The 15,694-nt window shown below is 62.3% G+C and carries 11 protein-coding genes and 2 pseudogenes; 3 read left to right on the top strand and 10 right to left on the bottom strand.

The window, feature by feature from the left end; all coding sequences use genetic code 11:
• Positions 1-149 precede the first annotated feature (149 nt).
• On the top strand, positions 150-3,617 hold the full coding sequence (locus AAFX91_RS28530; RefSeq protein ID WP_394568864.1) for an AAA domain-containing protein: 3,468 nt from the start codon (positions 150-152) through the stop codon (positions 3,615-3,617).
• Positions 3,614-4,483 (top strand): hypothetical protein, encoded by an 870-nt coding sequence (locus tag AAFX91_RS28535; RefSeq protein ID WP_394568865.1) that lies wholly within the window; start codon positions 3,614-3,616, stop codon positions 4,481-4,483. Before AAFX91_RS28530 ends, AAFX91_RS28535 begins: the two co-directional genes overlap by 4 nt.
• Here AAFX91_RS28535 and AAFX91_RS28540 read toward each other — a convergent pair.
• From AAFX91_RS28540 to AAFX91_RS28580, 9 genes and pseudogenes are all read right to left on the bottom strand, one after another.
• Positions 4,464-4,790: a hypothetical protein gene (locus AAFX91_RS28540; protein WP_394568866.1), complete on the bottom strand. Its 327-nt coding sequence runs from the start codon at positions 4,788-4,790 to the stop codon at positions 4,464-4,466. The genes AAFX91_RS28535 and AAFX91_RS28540 overlap by 20 nt on opposite strands.
• Positions 4,787-5,491, bottom strand: a complete 705-nt coding sequence (gene trbF / locus AAFX91_RS28545; protein ID WP_130229218.1) for a conjugal transfer protein TrbF — start codon at positions 5,489-5,491, stop codon at positions 4,787-4,789. Before trbF ends, AAFX91_RS28540 begins: the two co-directional genes overlap by 4 nt.
• Before the next feature lie 248 nt (positions 5,492-5,739).
• A pseudogene (locus AAFX91_RS28550) lies at positions 5,740-7,942 on the bottom strand (conjugal transfer protein TrbE); the annotation flags it as partial.
• Positions 7,936-8,193, bottom strand: coding sequence for a VirB3 family type IV secretion system protein (locus AAFX91_RS28555; RefSeq protein ID WP_130229214.1), 258 nt, complete (start codon positions 8,191-8,193; stop codon positions 7,936-7,938). The gene AAFX91_RS28555 and the pseudogene AAFX91_RS28550, both read right to left, overlap by 7 nt.
• Entirely contained in the window at positions 8,193-8,462 is a 270-nt protein-coding gene (locus tag AAFX91_RS28560; RefSeq protein ID WP_130229227.1) for a TrbC/VirB2 family protein, read from the bottom strand. The genes AAFX91_RS28555 and AAFX91_RS28560 overlap by 1 nt, the downstream gene beginning before the upstream one ends.
• Positions 8,463-8,579: 117 nt before the next feature.
• Complete coding sequence (gene trbB / locus AAFX91_RS28565) at positions 8,580-9,563, bottom strand: P-type conjugative transfer ATPase TrbB (RefSeq protein ID WP_394568867.1); 984 nt, start codon at positions 9,561-9,563, stop codon at positions 8,580-8,582.
• Positions 9,556-10,107: a CopG family transcriptional regulator gene (locus AAFX91_RS28570; RefSeq protein ID WP_130229213.1), complete on the bottom strand. Its 552-nt coding sequence runs from the start codon at positions 10,105-10,107 to the stop codon at positions 9,556-9,558. The genes trbB and AAFX91_RS28570 overlap by 8 nt, the downstream gene beginning before the upstream one ends.
• Positions 10,108-10,118: 11 nt before the next feature.
• A pseudogene (locus AAFX91_RS28575) lies at positions 10,119-12,136 on the bottom strand (conjugal transfer protein TraG).
• Positions 12,137-12,154: 18 nt separating this feature from the next.
• Positions 12,155-12,277, bottom strand: coding sequence for a hypothetical protein (locus AAFX91_RS28580; RefSeq protein WP_283813315.1), 123 nt, complete (start codon positions 12,275-12,277; stop codon positions 12,155-12,157).
• A 281-nt stretch (positions 12,278-12,558) separates the two neighbouring features.
• Between AAFX91_RS28580 and AAFX91_RS28585 the strand changes: the two genes are divergently transcribed.
• Positions 12,559-13,908: a GSU2403 family nucleotidyltransferase fold protein gene (locus AAFX91_RS28585; RefSeq protein ID WP_394568868.1), complete on the top strand. Its 1,350-nt coding sequence runs from the start codon at positions 12,559-12,561 to the stop codon at positions 13,906-13,908.
• A gap of 8 nt (positions 13,909-13,916) precedes the next feature.
• Here AAFX91_RS28585 and rlxS read toward each other — a convergent pair.
• Positions 13,917-15,694 (bottom strand): relaxase/mobilization nuclease RlxS (gene rlxS, locus AAFX91_RS28590; RefSeq protein WP_394568869.1); only part of this gene is annotated, 1,778 nt, incomplete at its 5' end.

The following is a 15,694-nucleotide window of genomic DNA, read 5'->3' on the forward strand; positions in this document are numbered from 1 at the left end:
CCTGCCACCCGAAAACTTGCCGATCCTCGAATGGCTCGGTATCAAAACGTCAAAATCACTGTGATGAACCACTAGATACCCTCGAGCAGCGCTTTGAGCTCGATGAAACCTTTCTGTCCTCCCCCAATACGGCCGCGCTCAAATCCGCCGTGATCCGCGCCACCGATCGCCGGACCGGCGACCCAGTGGTTCTCAAATACTGGGAGAAAACCGGGACCGCGGTGGATGCCGATTTCAGAGAGCTTTGGCGGCATGAAATGCGCCAGAGTGAGCGGGTGCGCGCCTTTCCTCGCGCCGACGAAGTCGTTGTGGAGGTATTGGCTTCGGGAGAAAGCGACGACGCGTTCTACATCATCATGCCAAGCGATGTAGCGCCTCTCGAACACGCCGCGCGGTTTGTACGTCCCGATCATTGGCTCCGTGCATTGCAGGGGCCACGTCAACGCGCCCTCCTTTGGAAGAATTTGCGTCGTCTGGCGGAAGCCCTTGGTACGGTACATGGCCAAGGCCTGGTCCATGGACGAATAGATGGCCGGGCCATCTATTCCACCGGGGCTGCGACAAAACCCGACTTCCGGCTCGGCGGATTTGAGTTTTGCCTGCGGGTCGCCGAGCTCAACAAGGCTCCCCTTCGCGTGATCGCGAAAAGCCGTCCGGTAGGCTCGGTCATTTTCTCGTTTCTGGACGATTGGCGTGCTCTCGGCCAGGTTGTGACCAATCTCATTGGTCTGGATGCAGACAAGCTCGACGAAGAAGAAATCGAGTTCATTGAGGGGCGGACGAAAATCGATCTTCGGGCTTCGGAAATCGACCTGATAAGGCTCCTGTTTGATCCTGAACGCAATCGCATCCTTAATGCAGCAACAGTCACGAGCCGAATCGACGCCGTTCTCAATGAGCTGGATGCGGAGGCGTTTGCCGACAACGGCCGCTATGTGCTGGCACTCCGGCTCGGGCCGACAAGTCGCCTTTCCGGGACGTTGAATGCAGCATCAGGCGATGCATTCGACGCCGACGATGCCGATAGCCAGGTCGATTTCATCCGCGCAGACCTGGAGACCGGCGCGAGCCTTAGCCGCACGGCAAGGGGCGATTTCCTGTTGATGACCGAAAGCCTGGTCTACGACCTTCAACCGCTTCGTGTCGTAGGGTCCGACGAGACCTGGAATGTGGCTTCATGCAACAACGCTCGTCCCAGAGACGGCGTTTTTCTGGGACGGCGGGAAACAATTGACCTTCCCGCGCACCGGATCGAGATCATCCGCTTTGCTGCGGCTTCGCGCCGATTGAATGAATTGCGTTCCGATGCGCTTGATTGGAGCGCAGCTTTCGACATGACACCGGATGGAGATCCGACTCTTGCCGTTCGACGCGGCTTGCTGCTCGCCCAGATCGCCGAAGCGCTCTTCAGGGCAGCCGAGATCGCACCGGTGGAGCTGGTGGACCAACGGCGTCAAGGGAACAAACGGATCGTTGAAATCGCGCCAAGCGACTCCGAACATCGCATGCGTCTGTCGCAGGCGCTAAGTGTGGACGAACCGCACAAGCTCATGCGAAGGCTCTTCGATCGCGAAGAAGCTGACGTCGACGCGGAGTGGCAACTCACCGAAGCTGCCGGTCTTGGCATGACGGTTCGAGCTGCCGCCAATGTCCGTTTCATTCGTCCGATCCAGAAGAATAACCGACGGCTTTACGAATTCGAGGTTCTCGACGGCGTCGTGCCACCGAACGCTCAGCTTCACTTGCGCAAAGTCGACGAAACGGGGACAGAACAGGTTCTCCGGCGGCGGCTTCGGATGCTGACAATGCTTTCCACCCAGTCCGAACTCGCCCACATGCTGGCGGATCCACGCGGGCGGCTGCGCACCTACCAGGATGATCCGCTTGTTGAGGACGCGCATTTCGACAAGCTTGACGGGTCGAAACAGAATGCGTTGCGCTCGATTTGGTCCACTGGCCCGGCCCAGCTCGTTGTTGGTCCGCCTGGCGTCGGCAAGACCAGACTGGTTACAGAGGTCGTGCGCAGAGCTTTGGCCGGGGACTCCGCGATCCGCCTTCTCCTGAGCGCGCAAGCGCATCAAGCCTTGGACCACCTCGCGGCGTCCGTTCAGAAGATGCTCAAAAAAACCGGGCTGGCCGACGATGTCATCCTGGTTCGCTCCAAGGCGGATAACGGCGCGGACCTTTCAGGCGCGCAAACCCCCGATCGGGCGAAAGCATATCTGAAGGAGCTCAAGGATAGCCCGCTCCGTCGGCGGGCACCGCGCGCCATCCAGCAATCATTGCGCGATATGACCGCGGCCGCTGACGTGACAGGGAACCTGCGGGCGAAACTCCCGCTGACGACCTTGCGCCAGCGGCGGTCGTTTGAAGCGCTTGTCCTGCAATCAGCCAACATTCTGTTCTCGACCACAAATTCCGGAGACCTTGCCCGGTTGATCGAGGACGGCGCGCAGTTCGACTGGACAATCGTGGAAGAAGCCGCGAAAGCAACCGGGCCGGAACTTCTCGCTCCTCAACTGCTTTCGATGCGGCGCCTGCTGATCGGGGACCACAATCAATTGCCGCCCTTCGATACCGACCGGATCGCCGAGTTTTTGGAAGATCAAACGCGCGTCAAGCGCGCCCTGGCAGAAAGTGATCCACTGGTCGGCAACATATTCCGCGACTTTGGACTGGATGATCTCAAGGAAGCTGTCGAGGACGACAGCGTCTTGAGCGAGACCTGCGCATCGGCGCGCCGCATGCTGCTGCTGTTTGAGAGCTTGGTGACCAGCGAGCTCGATCGGCAGAAACGATCTGACCAGCGCCGGCGTCGGGTGGCGACAGAACTTCTGCAGCAACACCGGATGCATCCCGCCATCGCCACCGTGATTTCTCAATGCTTCTACAAGGGAACGCTCGATACACCTGAAGAACGCGAAGCGGAATTCTACAGTGAGCGGCCACCCTTTACGATAACGGACGAGCGCCTGCCGTCTTCTCCAATTGTTTTTGTCGACCTTCCCTATGTACAACGTGAGGGCAGCGCCGGAGAGCAACGTCCCACATATCACAATCCGGCGGAGTTGCAGGCTGTGCTCTCCGTGCTCGGAATGCTCAAAGCAGCCCCGAAAAAGCCGACCGAGCCATCGACGCTGGCTGTTCTCTCTCCTTACAATGAGCAGGTCGAGCGTTTGGGCCGCGCGATCGAGGATGGCCTGCAGGGCAGACTCGCAAATTTGGTGGACTTCAAACCCGGGACGAATGCGCCGGGCTTCGAAAGCACAGTCGACTCGTTTCAAGGCAGTGAGGCCGATGTCGTCGTCGTCTCGCTGGTGCGGAACAACGACCATGTCGGACGGGCGGCTCTCGGCATCTTGCGCGATCGGCGACGCATGAATGTGCTGCTGAGCCGGGCGAAATGGAAACTCATCATCGTCGGTAGTATGGAATTCCTCCGCGTCCAGGGACGGCGCTATCGACGTCACAACAAAGATGATCGCACGGTGCCCGCCTTCCTTGCCAAAATGTCGGAGGTATTCGACCAATTGGCAAAAGAGACACTACCCGACGGGAAGACGCCCAAATTCGAGGCGGTGCCGTGGGCCTCGCTCATGACGGATCCGAAATCATGAGCGGCCGGCACGCCGTGCGCGTCGCGGTACCGGTCAAGCTTGCCCGTCTCAGGGTATGGGTTGACAAGGGACGCCATTGGAGCGGCGTCGATCGTCTGATCCTTTGGGCCTTGGCTGTTGAGCCCAGCACCGCCGGTGAACTGGCGAAGGTTGCATGTATCCCTGCCCGCCTGATCACAGAGATCATTCTGCGCATGATGCGGTTCGGGTGGGTCGAGCTTGCCGCCGCCCGGAAGGGTGCCTCTTTCCGCGCCACCGAGGCCGGCCGCGAAGTCGTTGAAACCTTCGAGACATTGCCGCCGGTTACCCGTCGGGTGCCACGCAGAATATCATTCACAATGGAGCCCTTCGCTTGGCGGGCTTATGGCCTGCGCGACCTGAAACCATATCGTCCCACGGAGATCGAGGCGATCGAACGCGAGCACGACGTCCGCCGTCTCGTCATTGATGGTGGCTGGGGACGCTTGTCGAGTCTTGAGCTTTATGCCGCCGCGGACCAGGTCCTGGCGGACGACGAGGAGCTCTCCAGCGTCGACTACAGCGCCTCCGACACGGTAGATCAATTCGCCTTGTTCACTGTGATCGGCAACAGCATCAAAGGCCTGCCGCCCGATCCGGCCGAACAGCTCGTTGCTGCGATACGTCGCGCAGCCAAGGACAACAGGCCCGGTACGGCGATGACGATCAAGCCGCCGCGCCGAGCCTCAACTTCTGCGATGGATGGTAATATCGTTCGCACCGTCCCGATCCACCCGGAAGATATCGTGCTCAGCGGGAAGGACCATCGCGACCGTCTGATAGAAATCCTTCGCCAAGCCCGCTCCAGACTGATCATGCATTCGACGTTTAGACTTGGATGGCGTTGATGTATCCGGCGCGCGTCGGCTCCATCCTGGCCGCTTTGTTCGCCTTGGCGATCGCCTGCTCCGGCGGTAGCTTTTCCTCCTTGGCGCCCTTTGTTGGAATGGGTTTCAACTGGCCAGGTAACGGCAAGACCTTGGGCGTCTCGACGACTTGCACCGGGGCCGGCGGATCAGCCTCAGGAAGCGCCTTCTCGAAGGTCATCTGATCATAGGGCGCTTCGAGATTGAGCTTGGTGGCACATCCTACAAGTCCGAGCGACAACGCAAGGACACTGGCCGACGCGAGCTTGGTGAGGACAGCAGAGTTCATTTGGCGTCTCCAATGAGGTCGCGCGACCAGTTTAGGGAATGGACGTAGAGGCCGAGAGGATTCTTCCGCAGCGTTTCGGCATTCGCGGGCGGCTTGAGAACCGTGGTGACGAGGCCGGTGAAGCGCTCTGTCTTGGCGATCGAGCCGTTCTCGAAGGTGTTTTCTTTCCAGCGGATCTCGAAACTGTCGCTAGATGCACGCACCACGGACGTGACCTCGGCGGTCACCGTCTTCGAGCCGATCTTTGTGAAAGGATCGGCCTCCCGTGCGTAATCGTTCAACGCCTGTGCGCCGCGGTCGGTGACGAAGTCATAGGCGCGCAGCCAGTTGGCCCGCACAATGACTGGGTCGATCGATAGCGAGCGCACGTTCTCGATGAATCGCGCGAGAAAGTGCGCAATCTGCGCGTCTGATGGATGGTAAGTTTCGAGGGCCGGCCCAACCGCCCGGACCTCGCCGAGCCGGTCGACCTCGACCACGTAAGGAACGACCCCTGAGCGGGCGTTCTGGGTAAAGATCGTCAATCCGAGCACACCGGACAGACCGACGGCCATCAGCGCCGCCAATCGCCAGTTGCTCGCCTGCACGCGAGCTGCTCCTAGCCGCTCGTCCCAGACCTGGGCTGCCTTCTGATAGGGTGTGACCGGCTCCGGCGTCTCGCCATAACGAACGGACACGCGCTGAAATGGGTGACTGGCCATGCCTTATTCCTCCCCCAGCTTCGGACCCGACGAATGCGCGCCCTTATCACCTTCTTTCAGCGTGTGAGCCGCGACCTTGGCCGCTTCCTTCGCGTGCCCCCGTCCTGACGAAGCTGTTGGTTGGCCCGCCCTTGCGGCGGGTGCACCAGTCGTTCGTCCGCTGGCGCCGCCCGCGCTGGAGAGCTGATCCGCAGGTAAAGCACGGGACGCAGTGCCCACGGTCGAAGACGCGCCCGTAAGCGATGCTGCAAGCGATTTCCGGCGCGGGACTGCAGATAATAGTCGCGCTTGGGGAATGCTTCCGCGATCAGGCGAACCTGAGTGTCGTTCAAGCCAAACCGGCGATAGGTCTCGGTCTGGGTCGGCTCCAGCGCACGGGGGTTCGGCAGGAATATTCGACTTGGACAGGATTCGATGATCGCAGGTGCGATCTGGCTGTCGGCGATATCGGCCAGTGACTGGGTCGCGAAAATGACGGCGACGTTCTTCTTGCGTAGCGTCTTCAGCCATTCGCGAATGCGGCTCGGCGTCCGCGTCCAGGAAACGACCGTACGGTCCTTCAAGCGTGTAGGGCTGCAGCGCCTGCCGCAACGCGTCGCGGGCAAGCAGCGCCACGAGCCCGGTCATCGTCCGCTGCGAGACCGGCGCAGAACCGAGGCTCCTTAGCGCCGACCAGAGCGTCTCCTTGACATCGGGCGTCATGGTCACGCCCTCATGGGCGAGCACGCCGCAGAGCCAGTCGAGCGCCCAGAGCCTCGCCCCTTCCTCCGCGACATCTTTGAGCGGCTGAAACGCGATGCCGCCCTTGGCGCCGAGCTCATACCAGGCGCCCGACAACGCAAGCGTGGTCGCCCGTGCCGACCGCCCCTTGTCAAACGTGATCAATCGGGCGTTCGGGTATCGACGGAATTGAAGCGCGAGCATCGATAGCAGGACCGATTTGCCCGCCCCCGTGGGGCCGACAATGATCGTGTGCCCGACGTCGCCGGCGTAGAGCGACAGACGAAATGGGGTCGCGCCCTTGGTCTTGGCGACCAGGAGCGGCGGGCCATCAAGGTGCTCGCACCGCTCAGGTCCAGCCCACACTGCCGACAATGGGCACATGTGGGCGAGATTCAGCGTGTGGACGATCGGCTGGCGGATGTTGGCATAGGCTTGCCCCGGCAGGCCGCCGAGCCAAGCCTCGACCGCGTTGACGCTCTCCCGGACGGCCGTAAACCCGCGGCTATTGATCACCCGCTCGACCGCGCGGATCTTCTCGTCCGCTTGATGCGAGTCCTCGTCGCTGACGGTAACGGTCGTGGTGATGTAGCCGAAGGCAACCAGATCGTCGCCAAGCTCGGAGAGAGCTGCATCGGCGTCGAGCGCCTTGTTGCTGGCGTCGGTATCGAGCAGCGCCGCCTGCTCGTTGAACATGACTTCCTTCAGAATTGCGGCAAGCGACTTGCGCTTGGCAAACCATTGCCGCCGGTAACGCGACAGTGTCGCGTTCGCCTGCGTGCGGTCCAGCGGAATAAACCGGGTCGCCCAGCGGTAGGCGACGCCAAGTCGGTTCAGTTCATCGAGCAGGCCCGGAAAGGTGACGTGCGGAAACCCAAGAACGGTGAGCGCACGAAGATGGCTTCGTCCGATCGCGGGCGACAATCCACCGGTCAGCGGCTCATCGCTCAGGAAGCAATCGAGATAAGCCGGGATTTTCGGAACGCTGACCGGGTGACGCTTGGTCGAGACGCAGCTATGAAGATAGGTGAGCGTCTCCTCATCGTTGAGCGGCCATATCTCGGGCAAGACCGACGAGAGCAGATCGATCGCCCGGTCGGTTTCCTGGACAAACCGCTGGAGATGTTCCCGATAGCCTTTCTGGTTGCTGTCAAATCTCTGCTGGCCATCAATCTCGCCGGCATGGATGGCGCTTTTCTTAGGACTTTCGATCGATTGATCGCGACGAATGCGCTTCCCCTTTCCCGCAACGCTATGCCTCTCATTCGGGCGCTCGAGAAATAAACCTTCGAGGCGCGAGACCCTTTCGGCAGGCGGCAGGTACATCAAGGTCAGATGCAGCACGCTCTCGAAATGCTGCCCGTCGGGGCGTGACGGATCCTCCCATGCCACCCCAGCGGCGCCTTCAAAAGCGGCCCGCCGCTCCTCATCCACCAGCCAGGACACAGGATCTGGAAATTCCGACCTCGGATATTCGCCAGTCGGGATACGCGTGGCATCAAAGAAGAGAGCCCAGCCTGAGCCGAAACGCTTGAGGACGTTGTTGACGCGTGAGGCGACACTCATCAGCTCGGCCTCGGTCGCGCTGTCGAGGTCCGGTCCGCGGTAGCGTATCGTCCGTTGGAAGCTGCCATCCTTGTTCAGGACAACGCCCGGGGCGACTAGGCATGCCCATGGCAGCCAATCGGCCAGCCGATACGCATGGCCGCGGTATTCTTTCAGGTTCAGCATGCGAGCCGCCCTTTGTGCTTGGTGTGGCGGATGGCGACTTCGACGAAAGCCGGATCGCGCTTGGCGAGCCACACGGCCGTGCTGTGGCCGATCACCCACAGCACGAGCCCTGCGAGCCAAAGTCGCAAGCCGAGCGCCAGCACGGCGGACAAGGTCCCGATCAGGATGGCGGCCGCACGCGGCGCGCCGCCGATCAGAATCGGTTCGGTCAGTGACCGGTGAAGCACGAGTTCAAAACCATCGGGGCGCATTAGATCAGTGCTCCGCCACCGAACGAGAAGAACGAAAGGAAGAAGGAGCTCGCCGCAAAAGCGATCGAAAGGCCGAACACGACCTGGACCATCTTGCGGAACCCGCCGGAGGTGTCGCCGAAGGCCAGCGATATGCCGGTCACGGTGATGATGATGACGGCGACGATTTTTGCGACCGGTCCCTGCACGGATTCCAGGACACGCTCGAGCGGGGCTTCCCACGGCATGCCTGAACCGGCGGCGTGCGCCGCCGTGACGCTGAGAAGCATGCAGGCCGAGGCAGCGCCAAGCTCAATCAAGGGACGCCCGCCGATCGAGCAGGAGCCACGCAGGCGCGAACGCGCGTTGAGACGTAGTCGAATGGACATTATGCAGTCTCCTTCAGGTCATGGGCGGTGAGAGATGTTTGGAAGTCCGGGCGGAGTTTCGAGCAGGTAGTCGCCTGACGGATCGAGGCCTTTGAGCTCGGCAACGGCCTCGATGCGCCGTGCGGGACCCCGTCCCTTGATGAAAACAATGACGTCGATCGCCTCGGCGATGAGCCGGCGCGGCACGGTTGCGACCGCTTCTTGAATGAGTTGTTCGATCCGGTAGAGCGCAGCGCGTGCCGAGTTGGCATGGACCGTGGCAATTCCGCCGGGGTGGCCCGTATTCCAGGCCTTCAGCATGTCGAGGGCTTCGGCGCCTCTGACCTCGCCGACGATGATGCGGTCGGGCCGCAAGCGCAGCGTGGAGCGGACGAGATCGGCAAGGCTCGCCACGCCCGGCTTGGTCCGGAGCGTCACGGCATCCTTTGCTTCGCAGCGCAGCTCTCGGGTGTCCTCGATGATGACCACCCGCTCTTCGAGGCCGGCGATCTCCGCTAGAAGCGCATTGGCAAGCGTCGTCTTGCCCGACCCGGTGCCGCCGGCAATCAGGATGCTGCGCGCCTCACTGACCGCGGCCGTCAGCACCTTTGCCATTAGCAGTGAGGCAATCTGCGCCTTGACGTAGTCGGACAGACGGAACGTGGTCGTTGCGGGCTTGCGAATGGCAAAGCAAGGCGCGAGCGAGACCGGCGGCAAGACGCCTTCAAAGCGTTCCCCCGTTTCGGGGAGTTCCGCCGAGATGATTGGCGAGGAACCGCTGGCTTCCGCCCGCACGTGGCTCGCAACCAGCCGGATGATCCGCTCGGACTCCTGCGGCGTCAGAACGACGCCGGTGTCCGCGCGGCCCGTGCCATGCCGGTCAAGCCAAAGCTTCCCATCGGGATTGACCATGACCTCGACGACATCGGCTTCCTCCAAGGCGAGCGCGATCGCCGGTCCCATGGCGGTCCGCAGCATGCCGCGACGCCGTTCGCGGGTCTCTGGCGAGAGGAGATCAGACATTGCCGACCTCCTCTCGCCCTGCCGGAGAATGCTCCGGCGGCTCCCCCGCCGCGTTCTGCGCGCGGGATCCTGTGTCGCCGGGTTGGGCTGCGCCCAGAGGGGCGCCCTCCTCGAGGTTCCGCATGAAGAGATCCGGCTTCGAGGCGCTGACGCGGTCCATGACGTCGGCGACAAGCCGGCCGCCGGAGGCGACGCGTTTGCCGACCTGGGCGACAAACATCTCGAACCGCTCGCGGCCGAGCGCTCGCGCTGCATCCTGATCTTGGGAAGGCAGCGGCGGCGTTATGGTCAGGTAGTAGCGGATGAAGAGCGCGATGGTCTCCGCCAGGACGCTCACGTCACGGTCGGCGCCTTCCAGTTGCCGGCTCATCCGGTCTAGCCTTCGGATCAGCGCCGCATCGCCGCTGGTGTCACGCTCGGGGTTGAGAAAGCGATCCAGCGCAGCCTCGACAATGGCTGACTTGTTGGCTCCGGGACGCTTGGCTGCGAGTTCGAGCCGTTGCGCCACGCTATCGCTGACATAGGCCGACAGTTTCGGTTTCATCGGGATACTCTTCAGAACGAAGGGAGAAGATCGTCGTCGTCGCGGGTGACGGCATGGGCGCGGCGTACGGTGCTTGACGCGCTTGCAGCCTGCTGCATCTGGCTGCGGTCGGCGGCGACGTCGGACTCGTCGTCGAGCAATCGCTTCTCGAAGGCGCGAGGTTCGCTCACTGCCGGTGCAGTCTCGTCGAACAACAGCAATTGCTGCTTGAGGCCGCCTTCCTCGCCGCCCGTCTGCATGAGCTCGCGATATGGCAGGGTTGCGAGGCGAAGGTCGGTGGTGCGCACTTCGCCGCGCCAATCGTCAGTGCGGACCGGCGGCCGGTCGGCATACTCGTCGTCCGCCAAGAATGGTGGCTTGCGCAGACGGTTGACGAAGTTTGCGTCCTCATAGTGCCGCAGCTTGATCGCCCGGACTGGTGCAAGGCCGGACACCAGCACGATGGCCTGGTCGGGCGGCAACTGCATCACTTCGCCTGGCGTCAGCAAAGGACGCGCGGTCTCCTGACGACTGACCATGACATGGCCAAGCCAGGGAGCCAGCCGATGACCGGCATAGTTGCGCTGTGCGCGTAGTTCCGTTGCGGTGCCGAGGGCGTCTGAAATCCGCTTGGCGGTGCGCTCGTCGTTGGCGGCGAATGCGATGCGGACGTGACAATTGTCCAGGATCGCGTTGTTCTCGCCGTACGCCTTTGCGATCTGGTTGAGCGACTGCGCGATCAGATAGGCGCGGATGCCATAACCGGCCATGAACGCGAGCGCGCTTTCGAAGAAGTCGAGCCGGCCAAGTGCGGGAAATTCGTCCAGCATCATCAGGAGCTGGCGGTGCGTGCGGTCACCTGCCTTGGTGTGCAGCGTCTCGGTTAGCCGCCGACCGATCTGGTTGAGGATCAGTCTGATCAGCGGCTTGGTACGGCTGATGTCCGACGGCGGAACAACGAGATAGAGCGTGACCGGCTTGTCGGCACTCACGAGGTCGGCGATGCGCCAATCACAGTATTCGGTGTTTCGGCTGACGACGGGATCACGGTAGAGCCCGAGAAAGCTCACAGCGGTCGAGAGAACGCCTGAGCGCTCGTTTTCGGACTTGTTGAGCAGCTCTCGTGCGGTCGCGGCGACCACGGGGTGCACCTTAGGCTCGGCCTCAGTGCCGAGATGATTGGTCGCCAGCATGATCCTGAGCGTCTTCTCAAAGGACTGCGCAGGATCGGCCAGGATCTCGGTGACGCGGGTGAGCGTCTTCTTCTCTTCCGCGTAAAGGACGTGAAGAATGACGCCGACCAGCAGCGAATGACTGGTCTTTTCCCAATGGGTTCGGCGTTCAAGCGCCCCTTCGGGGTCGACCAGGATGTCGGCGATATTCTGGACGTCGCGGACTTCGGCCGCTCCTTTGCGCACCTCAAGCAGCGGATTGTAGCGGGCGCTTCTGGAATCGGTCGGATTGAACAAGAGGCAGTGCGAAAACGTCGAACGCCAACCGGAGGTCAGTTCCCAGTTCTCGCCCTTGATGTCGTGCACCACCGCAGACGAGGTCCACGACAGCAATGTGGGCAACACCAGCCCCACTCCCTTGCCCGACCGGGTCGGTGCAAAGCACATGACGTGTTCCGGTCCGTCGTGGCGCAAATAGTTGTTTTCGAGGCGACCTAGAAACACGCCCTTCGATGCGAACAGGCCGGCCGCCTTGATCTCCTTCGACGTCGCCCACCTTGCCGAGCCGTAAGTCGTCACCAATTGGCTCTGGCGCGCGCGCCACACCGAATTGACGATTGCAAACAGCGCGCCTGCGATGCCGCCGGCTGCCGCAATGGCTCCGCCCTCCTCGAAGATCTCGGGCGCATAGGCCTCATAGGCGAACCACATCGCCAGGGCAGATAGACGGGGTAGCCGACGAACAGGAACCAGGGTTCGCCAAGGCGCTGCTGATAGCCGAGAGCTGCAGCCGTCCATTGCGTCGCGCCCCAGGTCGACACCATGACGATGCCGAGCACGACGGCGATCTGACCGACATAGATTTTTGCTGGAAACATCCGGCTCGCCCCACTTGCTCACGCGACGCGAGCGGCGCGATGAAAGCGGCGGATGCGCTTTGCGTTCAATCGAAATAAAAATCGCGTCCGGGAAGCAGGAGCAACGTTGATCAGGCGTGCGACGGCGAGAAGGATCTGCATCCGGTCTCGGCGAGGATGATCCAGCGCTTCAACAGAAGGTGAGCGATCCGCTCAAACTGGATGATCCTTGATGCGCTCAGGAGCGTGCGGGACGCAGGTTGCGGAGACCAGCGACGGACCGAGCCAAAGCGCCAATTCTAGGCCGGACGCACCGATTCGGCCTCAAACTCAGGGTTATGCTCGTTATACTCATCTTGCAATGTGAGTATAAGCCGGCTGGACGTCGGGTTCCGCCCCTATTATACTCACTCCGCGCACTGAGTATAATGGCGGAACCGACCATGCCTGCCCCTTCCCTGGTTGCCCAAACGACCTATGCCGAGCTGCTGGAGCGCACCGCCAATGCCGCTTTCCAGGAGGCCTTCGCTGACAACGGCTCGTTCACGGCCAAGAGCATCAATGGCCGCAAATACTGGTACTTCCAGACCGGCACTGGCACTGAGCGGTCGCAGCGCTATGTCGGCCCGGAGACGCCAGAACTCCTGGAGCGCATTGCCCACCACAAGGAGGTCCGCGAGGACGAACGCGAGCGCCGCGCGCTCGTATCCACCCTTGTCCGCTCGTTCAGCTTTCCTCGCCCCATTCCCGAGATCGGCGACGTCATAGCAGCGCTCGCCAAGGCCGGCGTGTTTCGGCTCCGTGGCGTGCTCGTTGGAACGATCGCCTATCAGACCTATGCCGCCATGCTCGGCGTTCGCCTCTCCTCCGGCTCGCTGCAGACCGGCGACGTCGACATTGCCCAATTCAAGAACGTCTCGGTCGCGGTCGAGGATTCCACGCCGCCCGTTCTGGAGGTGCTGAAGGAGGTCGACAAATCCTTTCGCGCCGTTCCTCATACCGCCGACGGCCGCCGCGTGACCAGCTATGCCGCCAAGGGCGGCTTGCGCGTCGACTTTCTCACGCCCCACCAGGGCAAGGAGACCGGCCGCCCCCAAAAGCTGCCCGCCCTGAATACGGACGCCCAGCCGCTGCGCTTCCTGGATTTCCTGATCCGCGATCCCCAGCCAGCGGTCATCCTGCACGGCCCCGGCATCTACGTGCACGTGCCGGCTCCGGCGCTCTATGCCGTCCACAAACTCATCATCTCCCGCAGGCGCCCGGAAGGGTTTGCAAAGCGCGATAAGGATCTGCAGCAGTCCGAGGCCTTGCTTTCGGCCCTGGCTGAAAAGCGTCCCCACGAGCTGAAATCTGCTTGGGAGGAAGCGCATGGCCGCGGCCCCAAGTGGCGTCAATTGATGCTCGAAGGGCTGTCGTTGCTTACGGCCACCGTTCGGGACGCGGTGCTCAAGACCATTGGCTCACCTCGCTCGATCATTCCGGGCATCGATCTTTCCTTCGACAATCCGCCTGCTCGCTATGATTTCAGCCGCGACGTCGTGACATTCCAGGGCCAAGCGCTCGGCGGCGTGGTCAATTGCGCGGTCAGCCGCGAAGCGCTCGACGACCATTTCGATGCCGATGGGCTCGGACAGAATGGTCGGGTGGAAGCGTTCCTCAAGAACAGGTCGAGGATTGAGGAGATCGCTCGCGCCAAGTATCTCTCCTCGCCGGTCGATGAGCCCGGTGCCGTCCTGGTCAAGACATCCGACGTCGAGAGTTTTTCGACGCGACGAGCCCCCAAACGAAAGTAAGTCCCCCGTCATCGTCCAATTCCGCGCTTGATGCCGATCGACCAGGATATGCCCTCCCCGCCGACCTGGCCCGTGACCAATTGCCCGCGCGCTCGCTCGAGCACCGGCCGCCAGGGCACAAGCACGAACTCGCGGGATCGTTCGATCAGGGCGAACCGCCCGCTGTTCAGCGTCAGCATGCGCCGGTAGACTCCGTCGACCTTGTCGCCGGCCCTGACATCGAAATGTTCAAGGCCGGTGCGCGCGGATATCTCAGCGGCAGTCCACGCCAACTCGCGCGCTTCGAGCGTCTCGAGCATGTTCCGGGCAAAACGCATCTGGCCACCTTCCTCTCGCGCCAGCCCCTGCTCGATCAGCCATTGCCGTCTTGTTCGGAGCGCTGCCTCCACCTCCGCCCCAAAGCCGGTCGATGCGAGCTCATCGGGCTCCTTCCCAACGAGCTTGCGATCGAGCCAGGTGGCACCCAGCGCCTGCGGCAGATCCTCGAGCCTTTGCCATGACAGCACCGCGACCCGCACCGGATTGCGCGTTTGCTGGAGCTTCTCGTACTGGAGCGCCCGACCCAGATAATCCCGTCCCACGCTCCAACTGCCATCGGCAAGCCGGCCGACCAACCCCTCGCGCCGCATCGCCTCCAGGCGCCGCACGTGTGATCCGACATATTCGCCCGATGCTTGCGGATCGAATTCTCGATGCGCACGATCGCTGTAGATGCCACCATGGCGGGCGGCGACGCTAGCGATCGTGCGATCGATTGCGCGCGGTTCAGCGACGCGCGACCTAAGCTCCAGAATCGTGTTCCGGACAGGCACTTCTTCGTTGGGACGAAGGCTACCAAGCTCGACATAGTGCGTTCGTCCGTCCACCCCGTCGATCACGACATAGCGACGTTCCGTCAGTTCATCCGCAAACCCCTCGCCGACGACCCGGCCGACCAGGCGATGCGCGCTTCCTTCCGGATCGAAGATCGCATAGTCGGCCGCCGCCCGCGTAACTCCTGCCGCGGCCATCTCGCGGTGCATGGTTTTGATGATGTCGCCGCGTTCCCCCATCCGTCTGAGCTTGGGCTCCAGCTCGGGATTGATCTGCCAACGACCGGGCTCGCTCTCCTCGGCCAAACCCATCCGCCCCAGGGCTCGTAGCCGTCCGATACGGGCCGCTTGCCAGGCAGGTTCCCGTCCATACAGCGCACCCAACTCAAGAACTCCGTCCGGAGCATCTCGCAGGATACTCCGGTCGAGCCGCGTCAGCCGCTCGGCCGTGATCTCCTGCTGAAGCTTGCGCGCGACCTCGATATCGGTTTCAGGACCGAGCTCTCGAGTGATCAACGCCGCCGCCCGCGACCGAAAGCCGTGAGCGATATAGTCGCGTGCGATAACGAGGTCGTCTCCTTCACCGTCCTTGCCGCGGAGGACGATGTGGGTATGGGGATGGCCGGTGTTGAAATGATCGGCAGCGACCCAGTCGAGCCTGGTGCCGAGGTCCTGCTCCATCTGCCGCATGAGGTCGCGGATGAAGGGTTTCAAGTCCGCCAGCTCCACACTATCCTCCGGCGCCACGATGAACCGGAACTGGTGGCGATCGCCTGCGCTGCGTTCCGCGAAGGCCTTGGCGTCGGCGCGATCGTTGCCGGCGTCATAGAGCTCCCCTGGCTCGCCCTCGCGTGTGACGCCGTCGCGCTGGACGTATCGCAGGTGGGCTCGCACGGCGCCTAGGGTCTGTTGGGATTCAGGATTCTCATTCGTGCTTGGCTGTGATTCAAGCTTTGGATGGAACGATTCGTTTT

Source organism: Bradyrhizobium sp. 31Argb, from assembly GCF_043638955.1.
In the GTDB taxonomy this organism is placed as follows: Bacteria; Pseudomonadota; Alphaproteobacteria; order Rhizobiales; family Xanthobacteraceae; genus Bradyrhizobium.

Excerpts from the sequence above, each read along its gene's own strand:
- AAFX91_RS28535 (WP_394568865.1), top strand. The coding sequence starts at position 3,614 with ATGAGCGGCCGGCACGCCGTGCGCGTCGCGGTACCGGTCAAGCTTGCC.
- AAFX91_RS28540 (WP_394568866.1), bottom strand. The coding sequence starts at position 4,790 with ATGAACTCTGCTGTCCTCACCAAGCTCGCGTCGGCCAGTGTCCTTGCG.
- trbF (WP_130229218.1), bottom strand. The coding sequence starts at position 5,491 with ATGGCCAGTCACCCATTTCAGCGCGTGTCCGTTCGTTATGGCGAGACG.
- AAFX91_RS28555 (WP_130229214.1), bottom strand. The coding sequence starts at position 8,193 with ATGCGCCCCGATGGTTTTGAACTCGTGCTTCACCGGTCACTGACCGAA.
- AAFX91_RS28560 (WP_130229227.1), bottom strand. The coding sequence starts at position 8,462 with ATGCTTCTCAGCGTCACGGCGGCGCACGCCGCCGGTTCAGGCATGCCG.
- trbB (WP_394568867.1), bottom strand. The coding sequence starts at position 9,563 with ATGTCTGATCTCCTCTCGCCAGAGACCCGCGAACGGCGTCGCGGCATG.
- AAFX91_RS28570 (WP_130229213.1), bottom strand. The coding sequence starts at position 10,107 with ATGAAACCGAAACTGTCGGCCTATGTCAGCGATAGCGTGGCGCAACGG.
- AAFX91_RS28580 (WP_283813315.1), bottom strand. The coding sequence starts at position 12,277 with ATGCAGATCCTTCTCGCCGTCGCACGCCTGATCAACGTTGCTCCTGCT.
- AAFX91_RS28585 (WP_394568868.1), top strand. The coding sequence starts at position 12,559 with ATGCCTGCCCCTTCCCTGGTTGCCCAAACGACCTATGCCGAGCTGCTG.